We start from the raw sequence: 16013 nt of genomic DNA on the forward strand, positions 1-16013 counted from the left end.
ATAAAAATGATTAATGCACTCTGCCGAAAACCGGGAACAGATTAAATGATATGCGTCAATGAACCTTAGTTATTACCCGTATCATTTAAGTGTTCCGGCCTCCGGCATTAAAAAAGCAGTGACAATATAAATTATCGTCACTGCTCTGTTTGTATAAATCGTCCGCGAATTTATAACCGGTTAAGCAAGGATTCCACGGCTTTGAGATCACCCCCGGTTTTTTCATTCAGCAGCTCTCCGGCTGCCTGTTTTACCCGTTGCTGTATCTGATTACGCAACAGGTTTTCCACTTCGAACTTATACTGAATATTATCCCAGTTGCCGAACAGCACCACCGGAATACGGACAGACTGCAGCCAGGTCACCAGGTCATTGGTTTTCCCCCAGCCTTTTAAGATCTGAACCCCCAGGTTCACATCCATATTCTGTTTCACCAGGTTCGTCCGGCCGCTGCCGGTGATATTAAAGGCATCGGATACCGCCAGAATTTTACTGATTTTTACTTCACCGTTATTCAGGGTACCGATAGCTTCCAGTTTTTTCGCTTCGGTCATAGCATCCATCGATTCCGGCTGCGCCACTTTATCTGTCGCCTGGGAGAGCGACTGCTGGATAAGATACGGAATATTCAGGCCGAGCAGCTTAACATCAGTGATGGTCAGTGCCACGTCACCGCGCCAGTTGTTTAAGACCGCGTCCTGGTCATAACCGGTACCACGCAGATCGCCGTCAAAACTCAGGCGTCCGGTGAATTTTTCCGGCATTTTAAACGCCGCCAGCAACGGTTTGACATCAATATTCTGTAACAGCGGTTTGATACGCAGCTGTGCCGGAACTTTTTCGGAATAAATCGTCATCGGCAGAGAGAAACGGCCGCCGAACACGTTGCCGGTCATTTTGGAGATTTCCGTGATACTGCCCCGGTTCTCTGCTTTCACCGTCAGCTGGCCGATTTCCATTCCCTGGTAAATCAGGGAATCCACATTCAGCGCCAGAGTGGCATTGAAGTGGTTCATAAAGGTCAGATCATATTTATCCGCATCACTGCCGGTGGTAACCACCGCCGGTTTGGTGGCAACCGGGTTTTTTTCCCCGTTTTCTGCATGTACGGCACGCTCATAACCGAGCAGATTATCCAGATTCAGTTTTGAGGAGGTCAGTTGGATATCATAACGCGGGGTTTCACCGAGTGCCGCTTCCACTGTGCCGCTGAGCTGGCTTTCGTTAGCGCTCAGTTTCAGATTTTCCAGGATCAGAGACTGCGGTGCCTGGCCGACCGCTTCGTGCCAGGTATAGGTGGTCGTACCGTTGCCGTTGATGCCGTTGGCATACAGACCGGCACCGGACAGGCGGTAATTCAGGCGGTTAATATTGCCGCTGACCTGCACCGGGTACTGGGAGAGGTCAATATCAGAACTCAGGCTGAAAGAGAGCTCCTGCTGATTGCGCAGAATATTACTGTTCAGCGCTATCACATAGCGTTCAGGGGTATTACGCTCAAGAGAGAAGTTAATATCGCGCATGTTGATCTGCGAACCGTCTTCTGTCTGCCAGACCAGCAGGCTGTTGGCGATACGGATGCGGTCAACATCAAACGACCATTTGTTTTCCTGTTCGACAGGCACCGGGCGGGCTTTCTGATTACCCGGCGCAACAGGAGCGCTTTTCTTCTCTTTTGATTCGGTTTCAGGCAGGATTTTCAGCAGTGCGCCGTCAAGCATCACTTCACGAACCGATAACTGATGGGACAGCAGCGGCCAGAGTTCAACGTCGAGGCGCATATTTTCGGCAGTTACCACCGGTTCGGCGGCATCGGGGGCAGTCAGGGACATTTTACCGGTGATGATGCTCAGTTTCGGCCAGACATGCCAGCGCATATCATCTTTCATCACCAGCTCGTAACCGGTGTCTTCCTTCACCTTGTTAACGATATAGTCGCGGAAATCATTCGGGTTCACCAGCAGGATTAAGGCCGCGAGGCCCGCCGCTATCACGACAAGCAGAATAATCAGCGTGGTGAAAAATCGTTTCATAATCCCTGTTCCTTTCCCATTCTCTGTTGAACCCGCTGGCGGACAGTACTGTCCGCCGTTTAATCTTCGCTGATACGGCTGCCCACAGCTCCCTGCTGATTTTTGTATTTTGCATCGCTGCGGCGGTTATACGGCCGGTCAGCGGAGCCGGATAACGGCTCAAAACTCAGGGCACCGATCACCATTCCCGGCCGCAGTGCCAAGGGTAACTTACCTGAGTTGTAAAATTCCAGTACGATTTGCCCGTGCCAGCCCGGATCGATCCGGTGTGCGGTCACGTGGACCATCAGCCCGAGGCGTGCCAGTGATGAACGCCCGTCCAGCCAGCCGACCAGGTTATCCGGCAGTGTGACAGATTCCAGTGTCACTGCCAGTGCCAGTTCACCCGGATGCAGGTAGAACACTTCATCTTCAGTCAGGGTGATTTCATCACTCATGACATTTTCCAGCGCCGCATTCACTTCTTCTTTCGGGCCGCTGAGATCAATATACGCGGCGGCATGGCCCCGGAAAACCCGGAACTGATGCCCGAGGCGGACATCGGCGGTCGCCCCGTTGATCCGCTCAACCGGCGGACGCGGGGAGATGGTCAGTCTGCCGTCATCAAGCCACTGAATAATGTCACGGTCACAAAGTCGCATGGTATCATCCTTATAAAACTCAGCGTTTATCACCGGCGGATAAACGCGGATTAATCGTTGTCGGCGGCTTACTCGCAGAACTGACTGATTTTGGCTTTCAGAATATCAATCGCCACGCGGTTTTTACCGCCCCGCGGCACTATGATATCAGCATATTGTTTTGTTGGTTCAATAAATTGCAGGTACATCGGACGGACGGTTTTATTGTACTGTGCAATCACCGAATCCAGTGTGCGTCCGCGCTCATTCACATCACGGCGGATGCGGCGCATCAGGCAGATATCCAGCGGGGTGTCGACGAAAATGGAGAAGTCCATCTGCTCGCGCAGACGTTTGTCTGTCAGCAGCAGGATGCCCTCAAGAATAATCACCCGTTTCGGGCTGAACAAAACCGATTCCGGTTTGCGGGTATGCTCGGCGTAATCATATTGCGGTAACTGAATCGACTTACCGGATTTCAGTGTTTTCAGATGCTGTAACAGCAGTTCGTGATCCATAGAGCCCGGATGGTCATAGTTGACCTTGATGCGCTCTTCCATCGGCACATCGCTCTGATCTTTATAGTAGCAGTCTTCCGGAATCACACCGATATTGTGATCGCCCACCTGAGCACGTAACTCGTGATAAAGCGTGTTGGCAATCAGACTTTTTCCTGACGCGGATGCGCCGGTGATGCCGATGATAGTGCACTGCTGCTGTGCTGTGTCAGCCATAATTGAAATAACCCGGTTTGAAAATAGGAGAGAAAAAAACCGAAACGGTCTGCTGCGGCCTCTTTTAATGCTTATCCGGCCGTGAGTAACAAAACGTGTCCGCCCGGCGCTGAATTATAGGGAGTAACGGCGTGAGATTCCAGCATAATCGGGCATCCGGCCTCATTATTTCGGGGTAACCGCTCTTATGGCCACCCGAAAAAAAGACCAGCACATCACTGCACTGGTCTTTTTGACTTTCCGGACGTGCCGGAGCAGAAATAAATTCCGCTTAAACTGCGCGGAAAGCGATCTCTGTCGGGATTTTATCCCCTTCCCAGAACATTTCTGCCGTCACATTTACGGCGATCTCACGGTAGATATCCGCAAACTCGCCATCCGGGTCACGCATCACCGTCGGCTGGCCGCGATCGAGGTCTTCACGCAGCGAGATATGCAGCGGCACCTGTCCCAGCAGTTTGGTGTGATAGCGTTCCGCCAGTTTCTCCGCCCCGCCGGTGCCGAAAATCGGCTCGACATGGCCGCAGTTACTGCAGATGTGCGCACTCATGTTCTCCACAATCCCCAGAACCGGCACGTTCACTTTCTTGAACATGACGATACCTTTCATGGCATCCACCAGCGCGATATCCTGCGGTGTGGTTACCACCACCGCACCGGTGACAGGGATGTTTTGTGAGAGGGTCAGCTGGATATCACCGGTGCCCGGCGGCATATCGATGACCAGATAGTCCAGATCCGGCCACAGGGTATCCTGTAACATCTGCATCAGGGCTTTACTGGCCATCGGGCCGCGCCAGACCATGGCGTTATCATCTGTCACCAGATAGCCGATAGAGTTAGAGGCCAGGCCGTAAGCCATAATCGGGGCCATATGCTGGCCGTCCGGTGAGGTCGGGCGCTCTTTGGTGGTGCCCAGCATGTTCGGGATGGACGGGCCGTAAATATCCGCATCGAGGATACCGACTTTCGCCCCTTCCGCCGCCAGTGCCAGCGCAAGGTTAACCGCGGTACTGGATTTACCCACACCGCCTTTGCCGGAGCTGACCGCCAGAATATTGCGAACACCGTTAATGCCCGGCAGATCATTGGCCCGGCGCAGTGTCGCGATATCATGACGCAGTTTCCAGTCCACCGCCGCCGCACCGGTCACTTTGCGTAATTCTTTGGTTTTTGCTTCAATCAGTGCTTCAAACGGGCGCTTCCAGACAAACGGCATCACCAGCTCAACATGCAGCACATCATCCAGCATTGCGCAGTGATTCAGCGCTTTGATGGCAATCAGGTTGCGTTTGAGTGTCGGATGCTCAAATGTCGCCAGTACCTGCGCGACCTGGTCGTTCAGCAATTCAGGGTTCATCTCCCCGGGGGATTTCGCATTCATCCCGGCTCCTTAAATTTATCGTTTTTATTGCCTGTAACTATCGGCTTCAATGATAGCAGAAGCCAACTGATTAATTTAGTCATTCCGCGCAAACCCGCACAAAACAAATCCCCTGCAATCAGCAGGGTTATCGCCGGATGTTCACGGCAGAAAAAAGTCCGGAAAACCACACACAAAGCCGGATTACTGCTGGCAGGGGTGGACGGGATCGGTTAACATCAAAGACCCTTTATTATTTGAGGAAGTGAAATACTCTATGTCTCAGATCGCTAATAAAATTTTGGTAACCTGTGCGTTGCCATATGCAAACGGTTCAATCCATCTCGGTCATATGCTGGAACATATCCAGGCTGATATTTGGGTCCGTTTTCAGCGAATGCGCGGCAAAGAGGTTCACTTCATCTGCGCCGACGATGCTCACGGCACCCCGATTATGCTCAAGGCACAACAGCAGGGGATCTCTCCTGAAGAGATGATCGCCAACATGAGCGTTGAGCATCAGAAAGATTTTGCTGATTTCGCCATCAGCTTTGATAACTACCACTCCACGCACAGCGAGGAGAACCGGGTGTTATCCGGGAACATCTATCTGGCACTGAAAAAGAACGGTCATATTGAAACCCGGACCATTTCCCAGCTGTATGATCCGGAAAAAGGCATGTTCCTGCCGGACCGCTTTGTGAAAGGCACCTGCCCGAAATGTAAAGCGGAAGACCAGTACGGCGATAACTGCGAAGTGTGCAGCGCGACCTACAGCCCGACCGAGCTGATTAACCCGCGCTCCGTGGTCTCCGGTGCCACACCGGTGCTGCGCGAAAGTGAGCATTACTTCTTTGATCTGCCGGCTTTCGCTGACATGTTACAGGCATGGACCCGCAGCGGCGCGCTCCAGGAGCAGGTCGCCAACAAAATGCAGGAGTGGTTTGATTCCGGCCTGCAGCAGTGGGATATCAGCCGTGATGCGCCGTATTTCGGCTTTGAGATCCCGGATGCACCGGGCAAATACTTCTATGTCTGGCTGGATGCGCCAATCGGCTACATGGGGTCATTCAAAAACCTGTGTGACAAACGCGGCAATCTCGATTTTAACGAGTTCTGGAAGAAAGATTCTGACGCTGATCTGTACCACTTTATCGGTAAAGATATCGTGTACTTCCACAGCCTGTTCTGGCCTGCCATGCTGGAAGGCAGCGGTTATCGCAAGCCGACCAACCTGTTTGTCCACGGCTATGTGACGGTTAACGGCGCGAAGATGTCCAAATCACGCGGTACCTTTATCCAGGCCCGCACCTATCTGAATCATCTGAATGCAGACAGCCTGCGTTATTACTACGCGGCGAAACTCTCTTCACGTATTGATGATATTGACCTCAACCTGGAAGATTTCGTTCAGCGTGTTAACAGCGACATCGTTAACAAAGTGGTCAACCTGGCATCCCGTACCGCCGGATTTATCAAAAAACGCTTTAACGGCCGCCTGAGTGCAACCCTGGCTGAACCTGAGTTATATCAGCAGTTTGTCGATGCTGAAAAAACCATCAGCGAAGAGTACACCAGCCGGGAATTCGGCAAAGCTATCCGCGAAATCATGGCGCTGGCTGATGTCGCCAACCGCTATATTGATGAGAAAGCACCGTGGGTGGTGGCGAAACAGGAAGGTAAAGATGATGAGCTGCACGCTATCTGCACCATGGGTATCAACCTGTTCCGCGCACTGATGACCTACCTGAAACCGGTGATGCCGGAACTGGCGGCCCGCAGTGAAGCGTTCCTGAATCAGGAACTGACACTGGACGGCATAGCCAAACCGCTGCTGGATCATCAGATCGCAGACTTCAAGGCCCTGTTCAGCCGTATTGAAATGGCGAAAGTGGAAGAGATGATTGAAGCTTCCAAAGAGGATATCAAAGCGATGTCAGCCAAACCGGTCAGCGGCCCGCTGGCAGATGATCCGATTGCGGACACCATCAGCTTTGATGATTTTGCCAAAGTTGATATGCGTATTGCACAGATCATGTCTGCCGATTTCGTGGACGGCTCTGACAAACTGCTGAAACTGGTACTGGATCTCGGTGGCGAAACCCGTCAGGTCTTCTCCGGCATCCGCCAGGCGTATCCGGATCCGAAAGCGCTGGAAGGCCGCCTGACAGTGATGGTCGCTAACCTCGCACCGCGCAAAATGCGTTTCGGGATCTCTGAAGGTATGGTCATGGCCGCAGGCCCGGGCGGAAACGAGATTTTCCTGCTCAGCCCGGATTCCGGTGCACAACCAGGTCAGCAGGTGAAGTAAGTTCTTCTCTGTACAATAAACTGAAAAAAACCTGCGCTCCGGTGCAGGTTTTTTTATGTGACCTATAGCACAAATAAAAAGTTAATTGTATGATGAATAGGTTCATCCAAGAAGGAACATTATCATGAAACCAAAACAGATAGCGGAAACCGGCTGGCGCTATCTCCGGGCATTTCTGATCCTGTATCTGTGCCTGTTTGCCGGCAATATTATCGCGGTGTTACTGCCGTTTTCCGTCCCGGGCAGCATCGTTGGCATGCTGCTGCTTTTTGTGCTGCTCGCACTGCAGATTGTTCCGGCGCACTGGGTTCAGCCCGGCTGTACCTTATTAATGAAAAACATGACGATGTTATTTCTGCCGATCGGTATCGGTGTGATGAACTATTACGATACCCTCAGCGCCCAGCTGCTGCCGATCCTCATCGCCTGTGTCGTCAGTACCTTTATCGCCATGTGTGCTGTGGCGCTGAGTTCTGAATTTATTCACCGCCGCCATGTTCCGGTTCCGGAACAACAGGAAGCCGATGCGGTTGCCGCAGCAGAACACACCGAACAACAAGAGAAACGCAAATGTTAACGCATATCTGGTGGTCGCTCCCGCTTACCATCGGCGTCTATTTTCTCGCCAGAGCTATCTATATCAAATTTAAGCTGCCGGTATTAAACCCGCTGCTGATATCCATCGTGATTATCATTCCGCTGCTGATATTCACCGGAACTTCATACAACCACTATTTTGAGGGCAGCCGCATCCTCAACGATCTGCTGCAACCCGCCGTGGTGGCACTGGCGTTCCCGCTGTATGAGCAGCTGCATCAGATCCGTGCACAGTGGAAATCTATCATTACCATCTGCTTTGCCGGGAGTGTGATTGCCATGGTCACCGGTACCGCTATTGCCTTTATGATGGGCGCGACACCGGAAATTGCCGCCTCTATCCTGCCGAAATCTGTCACCACCCCGATAGCGATCGCGGTGTCCAATTCCATCGGCGGCGTGGCGGCAATCAGTGCCGTATGTGTGATTTTCGTCGGGATCCTCGGTGCGATTTTCGGCCATACCCTGTTCAGACGACTGCGGGTCACCACCAAGGCTTCACGCGGTCTGGCAATGGGTACGGCTTCTCACGCCCTCGGTACCGCCCGCTGCGCGGAAGAGGATTATGTGGAAGGCGCTTACAGTTCACTGGCATTAATGACCTGCGGGATTATTACTTCTCTGATGGCGCCGTTTATCTTCCCGGTACTGCTGGCATTATTCGGCTGACCTGAAAATTTGAGCTCCATCTCGCAAATTCAATATTTGTTTCATTCGTTTCATAATGAACGTGATAAAAATCACGTTCATTATGTATAACTACCCGCTAGAATGATCTCATTGATAATGGAGGTCATTTTATGCAAAACCGCTTTCATGCAGCCCTGAACACGCTCCCTTCCCCGTTACAGACCCTGCTGACAGACATTGTTTGTGCTGATACGTTCCCGGGATACTTATCGGCCAAACAGGTCAGCGCACTCTGCAACGCCACAGATACTGATGAGGATGCACTTGCACTGACCATGCTGCCGCTGGCCGCAGCCTGTGCCGTGACGCCGGTGTCCCGGTTTAATGTCGGCGCGATTGCACACGGACTGAGCGGTAACCTCTATTTCGGCGCCAATATGGAATTCTGCCATGTGCCGTTACAACAGACAGTGCATGCAGAACAGAGCGCGATCACCCACGCCTGGCTGCGCGGCGAGAAAGGTTTGCGCAAAGTCACCGTCAATTACACACCGTGCGGCCACTGCCGTCAGTTTATGAATGAACTGAACAGCGGTACAGAACTGCTGATCCAGTTACCGGAACTGGCCGCTATGCCGCTGAAAACTCTGCTGCCGCATGCTTTCGGGCCGGTGGATCTGGGAATTGAAACCCGGTTATTTGACCAGGTGCATCATGGTTATCATTTCCTCGCCACTAATGCGGTGGTCGGAAAAGCACTCGAGGCGGCTAACCGCAGCCATGCGCCGTATTCTCATTCCCACAGCGGTGTGGCGCTTCAGGACAGCCGCGGACGCATCTACAGCGGTGCTTACATTGAAAATGCCGCCTTTAACCCGGGACTGCCGCCGTTGCAGGCCGCACTGATCTTTATGAATATGGCTGGCGGCAACCTTCATGATATCCACCGTGCCGTGCTGGTGGAGGGCAGCAACGCCACGCTGTCACAGTGGGAAAGTACCTCTGCCACACTGAGCGCCCTGGGGTGTCAGGATATCGCCCTGTTCAGCTATTAATTCTGTCTTCGCTGAGGCTGATACCCATCTGTTCCGGGTATCAGCCTTTACGTGATTATTAAATATAAATCTATCCCGCCTCTCACTTTCACACATCGGCATCACTAATTTCGTAACAATTACTGTACATATTTTTCAGATAACTTAGGATCAGTGCGTCCTGTCTTAAAAATGTCAATTGGCAAAGAGTAGTCATACATGGAACTGGAATACGAAAGCAAACGTGCATTATATATTCCGTATGCGGGCCCTATCCTGTTAGAATTTCCGCTGCTGAATAAGGGAAGCGCCTTCTCCGAAGAAGAGCGCAGTAATTTCAACCTCCACGGCCTGCTGCCGGAAGCGGTGGAGACCATCGAAGAGCAGACTGAACGCGCTTATCGTCAGTATTCTGATTTTAAAAACGATACTGACAAACATATCTACCTGCGTAACATTCAGGATACGAATGAAACGCTGTTCTACCGCCTGCTCAATGCTCACCTCAAAGAAATGATGCCTATCATTTACACCCCGACTGTCGGGGCGGCCTGTGAGCATTTCTCGGACAGCTACCGCCGTGCGCGCGGGCTGTTTATCTCTTATCCGAACCGCGCTTACATTGATGACATGCTGCAGAATGCCACCAAGCAGAATGTAAAAGTCATCGTGGTAACCGACGGTGAGCGGATCCTCGGTCTGGGTGACCAGGGGATCGGCGGGATGGGGATCCCGATTGGTAAACTCTCTCTGTATACCGCCTGCGGCGGCATCAGCCCGGCGTATACCCTGCCTATCGTGCTGGATGTCGGCACCAATAACCAGCAGCGCCTGAATGACCCGCTCTATATGGGCTGGCGTCACCCGCGTATCACCGGCGAAGAATATGATGAATTTGTTGATGAATTTATCAATGCGGTTAAGCGCCGCTGGCCGGATGTGCTGTTACAGTTTGAAGATTTCGCCCAGAAAAACGCGATGCCGCTGCTGGAACGCTACCGCGATCAGCTCTGCTGCTTCAATGATGATATCCAGGGTACCGCATCAGTCACCCTCGGCAGCCTGATTGCCGCCAGCCGTGCCGCAGGCGGACAGCTGAAAGACCAGACTGTTGCCTTCCTGGGTGCCGGTTCAGCCGGGTGTGGTATCGCCGAGCAGATTATCGCGCAGATGAAATCCGAAGGTCTGAGTGAAGAGCAGGCGCGTGCCCGTATCTTTATGGTGGACAGATTCGGTCTGCTGACGGACAAACTGCCGAACCTGCTGAATTTCCAGAGCAAACTGATCACCAAAAGTGACATTATTGCGGACTGGGATGTGCAGAATGATGCGATTTCACTGGAAGATGTGGTCCGTAACGCTAAGCCGACTGTGCTTATCGGGGTTTCCGGTCAGCCGGGGCTGTTTACGGAAGAGATTATCCGTGAAATGCACAAAAACTGTGCGCGTCCGGTCGTCATGCCGCTGTCCAACCCGACCTCCCGTGTGGAAGCCCGTCCGGAAGATATTATCGCCTGGACAGACGGTCATGCACTGGTTGCAACCGGCAGCCCGTTTAATCCGGTGATTTATAAGGATAAAACCTATCCTATCTCCCAGTGCAACAACTCCTTTATTTTCCCGGGGATTGGTCTGGGTGTGCTGGCCGCCGGTGCCAGACGTGTGACTGACGGCATGATGATGGCAGCAAGCCGCGCGCTGGCTGAATGCTCACCGATGGTTGTTAACGGCGAAGGCTCACTGCTGCCGGATATCGAGGACATCAAAAAAGTCTCCCGTATCATCGCCAAACAGGTTGCCAAAGAAGCACAGATCCAGGGTGTCGCGACTGTGACCTCTGACGGTGCACTCGATGAAGCTATCGAACGTAACTTCTGGCATCCGGAATATCGTGTTTACCGCCGGACATCTTTCTGACGAATAACCGGTATTCTGCCGCTGAAAACCCGCACTTGTGCGGGTTTTATTCTTTTTTTCACCCTTGCCAGCCTTTCCCTGCTCAAGTAATCTTAGCCTTATGGTAACTAAATAGTGATAAAGGTCTCAGTAATAATGGGAAAAGCCCGGATATGGAAACGGATCATTCTGTGGATGCTGGCAGGTATTATTCTGGCGGCAGCAGCGGCTATTGCGGCAGATCGCTGGATTAGCTGGAAAACCGCGCCTTATATCTATGAAAATATCAATGACCTGCCGCCGAGTGAAGTCGGCATGGTACTCGGTACGGCTAAGTACTATAAAAACGGGACAATTAACCAATATTACCGGTATCGTATTCAGGGTGCCGTAAATGCATACAACAGCGGCAAGGTGAAGTATCTGCTGCTGAGCGGCGACAATGCCCAGCACAGTTACAATGAGCCGAGCACGATGCGCAAGGATCTGGTGAATGCCGGGATCCCGGCCAGTAAAATTGTGCTCGATTTTGCCGGATTCCGCACGCTGGATTCTGTGGTACGGACACGAAAAGTCTTTGATACCAATGGCTTTACGATTATCACCCAGCGCTTCCATTGTGAACGGGCGCTGTATATCGCGATGGAAAAAGGTATTGAGGCGCGCTGTTACGCGGTTTCCTCCCCGAAGAATATGTTTACTGTCCGTGCGCGGGAAGTGGTTGCCCGGCTGGGCGCACTGGCTGATTTATATATTCTCAACCGCGAGCCGCGTTTCCTCGGCCCGCAGGAATCGATTCCGGCACCACAAACGTTACCGGAGAATGTACCGTCATATCCGGCAGTGACACCGGAAGAGCTGAATGTACTTTATCCGGAGCCCCCTGTGACACCGGAAAAACCGGCGGATAACACACAACCGGCACCCGCTGCGCAATAATCCGGTTTCAGCGGGCCGCCAGCTTATTGGCTGCCTGCCGCCATAACCACTCCACCGGCCCCTGAGAAAAATAACGCAGCCACAGGGTTGAGAACAGGATGTTGATCAGCCACATCAGCGGCACAAATGCCAGCAGCGTCAGGCGATCAAACTGACTGAAATAACCGAGGTACTCAAACAGTATCACCCCGCACACCGATTGCAGCAGATAACTGCTCAGTGCGGTACGCCCGACCCGCTGTAAACAGGCGGCAACCGGTTTCAGCTGTGGCTGCAAACCATAAAACAAAGCAATAAGCCCGGTAGTCTGTACCGGCTGCAAAATATCCGCCAGCGGATAACCAACAGTGCCCATCCAGAAGACACTCCAGTCGTTCAGGTATTCCAGCCACATCACAACCGCCTGCAGCAGCAGTGACGGGATCAGCAGCCACGCTGCCAGCCGCCGGTAATGAGACAGCGGATATGCCCCTTTCAGCCAGCCGTTTTTCATCAGTGTTGCGCCCAGCAGCATCATTGCCAGTAACTGCCAGCCATACTGAACCACCATCATCATCAGCATACCGCTGATGGTACTGATTCTGTCCAGCATGCCGGCAATACCACCGGTGTCGGCGATCAGTACTTCATAATCCAGCATTTCCTGCGACGGCTGCCAGTACAACAGTTTCAGCTCACCACCTTCCGATAACAGGAAAAACAGTAAAAACAATCCGGTCAGGATCAGCACCGGCACCAGCTTCAGCCACCAGCGGGAGGAAACATTATGGATGATCCAGCAGGCGGCAACGCCGGTCAGGCTGTACATCAGCAGGATATCCCCGTCCCAGAGCAGAGCGGTATGCAGCAGCCCGATCACTCCAAGCACCAGTAACCGCGCCATATTCCAGGGCTGGCTGTAACGGCTGAGCATCATCAGAGTGGCACCGAACAGCAGTGCAAACATCCCGAGGAATTTCCCCTGCACCAGCACACTTAATACTGCCCAGGTGGCGATATCTGTTGCGGACGCCGCCGGGGTGTACAGCGGGTTCAGATAGGCCGCAGACGGCAGCGCGAATCCGCCGATGTTCAGAATAAAAATACCGAGGATGGCCAGCCCCCGCACCATATCGAGGACATCAATACGGGCAGAGGCAGATGTGACTGAAGTATTCATCCGTTAAATATGACGGGCCGCGCGCAGGAATTCCTGGCGGGTATTCTGGCTGGATTTAAATAACCCGCCCAGTGAGGTGGTGGTGGTGGTACTGGTTGCGTCACGGATGCCGCGCGCTTTGACACAATAATGCACCGCGTCAATGGATACCGCCACATTAGTGGTGCCGAGCAGCGTTTGCAGTGCCAGCAGAATTTGCTGTGTCAGACGTTCCTGAACCTGCGGGCGCTGGGCAAAGAACTGCACAATGCGGTTAATTTTCGATAACCCGATAACGGTGTCTTTCGGGATATAAGCAACGGTGGCTTTACCGTCGATAGTGACAAAGTGGTGTTCACAGGTGCTGGTCAGCGTGATATCACGGACCGTCACCATTTCATCCACTTTCATTTTATTTTCAATCAGGGTGATTTTCGGGAAATTGTGATAATCCAGTCCTGAAAAAATTTCATCCACATACATCTTCGCGATACGTTTCGGGGTATCTGCCAGACTGTCGTCGCTCAGGTCGAGATTGAGCAGCTTCATAATTTCTGTCATATGCGCTTCAATCTGAACCTTGCGGGTTTCCGGCGGCAGTGTCTGCTCCCGCAATGGTGTCTCCAGCCCGCGTGCGATGAGCGCGGCGTGGACAAGTTCTGCTTCCCGGCTTAATGATGACATACCTTCTCCGACTATTTTTCAGGTGACTCCCGGTGCTGTGTTGCACCCGTCGGCCGGTCAATACCCGCCGCCCTGCTATTTTAGAGCAATACACCGTTTTGTTAATCCATTTTGTGGTTTTGGTGATGAAAAGTTTGCACCGGAAATCCCTGTTAATAATGCGGATATCAGCCGGAATGACGCTGACGGAAACATTTGCCGGAAAAATGCCGGATAACGGATGTGTTATATAACATCATAACGAAGACGGGAAATATCCTTATGATCAGCAAAAACAATTTCTTCATTGTTCCGGCTGATATTTGAGATCATTACAGCACTGATATCAAATGCAATACCGGCGAACATCATTCCGGCAGAGATAAACCCTGCACCTGAAACGAACAATAATTGTTCCTGATTTAATTCTTTCATAATTAACCTCTCAATTATTCAAATATAAAATACAGTATCTTTTTTGTCAGAACATAAAACCCCACATAAATAACAGGGGTGAGAAAGACATCGGTCATCACATTGTCCGGTCTGACAATGCGCAGTGAGGAGTGCGTTACTGTCAGAGATGTCAGTATCATGCTGATACTCATGGACCACAATCGTATATCTTTCAGATCATTGATTACCTTCTGAAGAAAATTGTTCTTTCTCATCAGGAATAACTGCCCTTTTATATTTCAGAATAATGACTTTATGCCCTGAAAATTAAATAAAGCATAAACAGGCTAAGTTATAAAACCGTTTTTTTAATTATCCGTTTTTTATTTTTAATGAATAATAAAGATAACAGGATTAATAAATAATAACCCTGTTATCACTGAGATAATGATTCTTTTATATCGCTGCGGTCACGGAAAACCAGCAAACCACCGATAATCAGTGCTGCAAAGGCCACCCACAGCGCCGGTTCCAGTTTACCGGTAAAATACGCGGAGACAGAGGATACCAGCGGGCCGCCGAGCTGCCCGACCGCATACCAGGTGGTCAGCAATCCGGCCATATAACGGCCGTGCTCCGGTGCCAGTTCGCGTCCGCACTGGAATGCCAGTTGCACCGCAGCCATCAGGCCGCCGCCGACCAGAAAGGCACTGACCGCCAGGCCACTGATCCCGGGCATGACTTCCGCCGCCAGAATACCCGCTGCCTGTGCCCAGAGAGTGATTGCCAGCCGCAGCTGCGGCGTGAAAAAACGCCGCGCGGCAATCGCAGCAACGATACCGGCCACAGCGGCGATCCCGAATACCGGCCAGACAAACTGAGCAAACAGACTGCCGGGGAAACGCGCCGCCGCCATCTGTGATAAAAACGTGGCAGGCAGAATATAGCCGAATCCGGCCAGCGCATAGCTCCACAATAAACGGCGGATTTTTGGTGTCATCAGCGGTTTACTGTGCGGGGAATTGCTGCTGCTCAGCTCCCCCGGGCGCGGCAGATAGCGGCTGACATACAGACTGAATACCAGTGCCGCAGCACCATAGATCCACCAGCCCTGCGAGGCGGTCAGTGATAAGCCCTGAATGCCGATAGCTGCCAGTCCGCACAGCAGAATTCCGGTACCGGTGCCGCCGTAAACCGCGACACTCAGTGCCGGCCGGTTGAGTTTTGCCAGTGCATCATTGGTCCAGGCGGCCGCTAACACCAGTGTCCAGCCGCTCGCCCAGCCGATAAAAAAGCGCGCGATACTGTGCAGCACCGCCCCGGAAATCACCGCTGACAGCAGTGTGATAATCACCGCGCCCCATAAACCGGTCCACAGCCGCAGCTCAATACCGCGTTTTGCCCGCATAGCATCAAAGGATCCGGCCAGATAGCCGAGGTAGTTCCAGGCAGCCACAATACCGGCAGTTGTCAGATCAAGCTGGTACTCGTCAATCATCAGCGGCACCTGCGGGGGAAAAGCAAAGCGCCCTATTCCCATGGCCACCACCAGCGCAAGAAAACCACTGACTGCAATATGAAGCGCCGTTGTCTGACGGGCGGAGTGAGATGTCGTCATATGAAATGCAATATGTTAATAATTTGTAACTTCGTTATACC

Annotated in this window: 14 protein-coding genes; 6 read left to right on the forward strand and 8 right to left on the reverse strand. The window is 52.2% G+C overall.

Going from position 1 to position 16013, the window contains the following annotated elements; genetic code table 11:
- Positions 1-170: 170 nt before the first annotated feature.
- The 4 genes from asmA to apbC form a co-directional block, all read right to left on the reverse strand.
- Positions 171-2033 (reverse strand): outer membrane assembly protein AsmA, encoded by a 1863-nt coding sequence (gene asmA, locus HMPREF3119_RS16500; RefSeq protein ID WP_070580341.1) that lies wholly within the window; start codon positions 2031-2033, stop codon positions 171-173.
- 59 nt (positions 2034-2092) lie between these two features.
- On the reverse strand, positions 2093-2674 hold the full coding sequence (dcd, locus tag HMPREF3119_RS16505; RefSeq protein ID WP_004241696.1) for a dCTP deaminase: 582 nt from the start codon (positions 2672-2674) through the stop codon (positions 2093-2095).
- A gap of 68 nt (positions 2675-2742) precedes the next feature.
- Positions 2743-3387 (reverse strand): uridine kinase, encoded by a 645-nt coding sequence (udk, locus tag HMPREF3119_RS16510; protein WP_004235746.1) that lies wholly within the window; start codon positions 3385-3387, stop codon positions 2743-2745.
- 271 nt (positions 3388-3658) lie between these two features.
- Positions 3659-4771, reverse strand: a complete 1113-nt coding sequence (apbC, locus tag HMPREF3119_RS16515) for an iron-sulfur cluster carrier protein ApbC (RefSeq protein ID WP_004235745.1) — start codon at positions 4769-4771, stop codon at positions 3659-3661.
- Between the two features lie 256 nt (positions 4772-5027).
- On the opposite strand from apbC, the gene metG reads away from it, so the two are divergent.
- The 6 genes from metG to sanA all read left to right on the forward strand — a co-directional run bounded on the left by metG (position 5028) and on the right by sanA (position 12157).
- The gene (gene metG, locus HMPREF3119_RS16525; RefSeq protein ID WP_046024226.1) at positions 5028-7061 is read left to right on the forward strand and encodes a methionine--tRNA ligase; all 2034 of its coding nucleotides are present in this window, start codon (positions 5028-5030) and stop codon (positions 7059-7061) included.
- Between the two features lie 124 nt (positions 7062-7185).
- The gene (locus HMPREF3119_RS16530) at positions 7186-7638 is read left to right on the forward strand and encodes a CidA/LrgA family protein (protein ID WP_004241694.1); all 453 of its coding nucleotides are present in this window, start codon (positions 7186-7188) and stop codon (positions 7636-7638) included.
- Positions 7632-8327, forward strand: a complete 696-nt coding sequence (locus tag HMPREF3119_RS16535) for a CidB/LrgB family autolysis modulator (protein WP_004241693.1) — start codon at positions 7632-7634, stop codon at positions 8325-8327. Before HMPREF3119_RS16530 ends, HMPREF3119_RS16535 begins: the two co-directional genes overlap by 7 nt.
- A 131-nt stretch (positions 8328-8458) precedes the next feature.
- Positions 8459-9343 (forward strand): cytidine deaminase, encoded by an 885-nt coding sequence (gene cdd, locus HMPREF3119_RS16540; RefSeq protein WP_049241353.1) that lies wholly within the window; start codon positions 8459-8461, stop codon positions 9341-9343.
- 198 nt (positions 9344-9541) lie between these two features.
- Positions 9542-11239, forward strand: a complete 1698-nt coding sequence (locus HMPREF3119_RS16545) for an NAD-dependent malic enzyme (protein ID WP_004235738.1) — start codon at positions 9542-9544, stop codon at positions 11237-11239.
- Between the two features lie 150 nt (positions 11240-11389).
- Positions 11390-12157, forward strand: coding sequence for an outer membrane permeability protein SanA (gene sanA / locus HMPREF3119_RS16550; RefSeq protein WP_070580417.1), 768 nt, complete (start codon positions 11390-11392; stop codon positions 12155-12157).
- Between the two features lie 7 nt (positions 12158-12164).
- Here sanA and yeiB read toward each other — a convergent pair whose 3' ends face one another.
- The 4 genes from yeiB to HMPREF3119_RS16570 all read right to left on the reverse strand — a co-directional run bounded on the left by yeiB (position 12165) and on the right by HMPREF3119_RS16570 (position 15972).
- Positions 12165-13316, reverse strand: coding sequence for a DUF418 domain-containing protein YeiB (yeiB, locus tag HMPREF3119_RS16555; RefSeq protein ID WP_062772278.1), 1152 nt, complete (start codon positions 13314-13316; stop codon positions 12165-12167).
- Positions 13317-13319: 3 nt separating this feature from the next.
- Positions 13320-13979, reverse strand: coding sequence for a GTP cyclohydrolase I FolE (gene folE / locus HMPREF3119_RS16560; protein WP_004235735.1), 660 nt, complete (start codon positions 13977-13979; stop codon positions 13320-13322).
- 225 nt (positions 13980-14204) lie between these two features.
- A complete protein-coding gene (locus tag HMPREF3119_RS16565) occupies positions 14205-14393 on the reverse strand; it encodes a hypothetical protein (RefSeq protein ID WP_015422563.1) in 189 nt (62 codons plus the stop codon).
- A 397-nt stretch (positions 14394-14790) separates the two neighbouring features.
- Positions 14791-15972 carry a YbfB/YjiJ family MFS transporter gene (locus HMPREF3119_RS16570; RefSeq protein WP_070580343.1) on the reverse strand — a complete coding sequence of 394 codons (1182 nt, stop codon included), beginning with the start codon at positions 15970-15972 and terminating at the stop codon, positions 14791-14793.
- Positions 15973-16013: the final 41 nt, after the last annotated feature.

The organism is Morganella sp. HMSC11D09 (genome assembly GCF_001807955.1).
GTDB classification, from domain to species: domain Bacteria; phylum Pseudomonadota; class Gammaproteobacteria; order Enterobacterales; family Enterobacteriaceae; genus Morganella; species Morganella morganii.

What these genes read in the sequence shown, in the direction of transcription:
- HMPREF3119_RS16545 (WP_004235738.1), top strand. Translation starts at nt 9,542, where the DNA reads ATGGAACTGGAATACGAAAGCAAACGTGCATTATATATTCCGTATGCG.
- asmA (WP_070580341.1), bottom strand. Translation starts at nt 2,033, where the DNA reads ATGAAACGATTTTTCACCACGCTGATTATTCTGCTTGTCGTGATAGCG.
- HMPREF3119_RS16570 (WP_070580343.1), bottom strand. Translation starts at nt 15,972, where the DNA reads ATGACGACATCTCACTCCGCCCGTCAGACAACGGCGCTTCATATTGCA.
- udk (WP_004235746.1), bottom strand. Translation starts at nt 3,387, where the DNA reads ATGGCTGACACAGCACAGCAGCAGTGCACTATCATCGGCATCACCGGC.
- HMPREF3119_RS16535 (WP_004241693.1), top strand. Translation starts at nt 7,632, where the DNA reads ATGTTAACGCATATCTGGTGGTCGCTCCCGCTTACCATCGGCGTCTAT.
- HMPREF3119_RS16530 (WP_004241694.1), top strand. Translation starts at nt 7,186, where the DNA reads ATGAAACCAAAACAGATAGCGGAAACCGGCTGGCGCTATCTCCGGGCA.
- dcd (WP_004241696.1), bottom strand. Translation starts at nt 2,674, where the DNA reads ATGCGACTTTGTGACCGTGACATTATTCAGTGGCTTGATGACGGCAGA.
- yeiB (WP_062772278.1), bottom strand. Translation starts at nt 13,316, where the DNA reads ATGAATACTTCAGTCACATCTGCCTCTGCCCGTATTGATGTCCTCGAT.
- HMPREF3119_RS16565 (WP_015422563.1), bottom strand. Translation starts at nt 14,393, where the DNA reads ATGAAAGAATTAAATCAGGAACAATTATTGTTCGTTTCAGGTGCAGGG.
- metG (WP_046024226.1), top strand. Translation starts at nt 5,028, where the DNA reads ATGTCTCAGATCGCTAATAAAATTTTGGTAACCTGTGCGTTGCCATAT.
- apbC (WP_004235745.1), bottom strand. Translation starts at nt 4,771, where the DNA reads ATGAATGCGAAATCCCCCGGGGAGATGAACCCTGAATTGCTGAACGAC.
- folE (WP_004235735.1), bottom strand. Translation starts at nt 13,979, where the DNA reads ATGTCATCATTAAGCCGGGAAGCAGAACTTGTCCACGCCGCGCTCATC.
- cdd (WP_049241353.1), top strand. Translation starts at nt 8,459, where the DNA reads ATGCAAAACCGCTTTCATGCAGCCCTGAACACGCTCCCTTCCCCGTTA.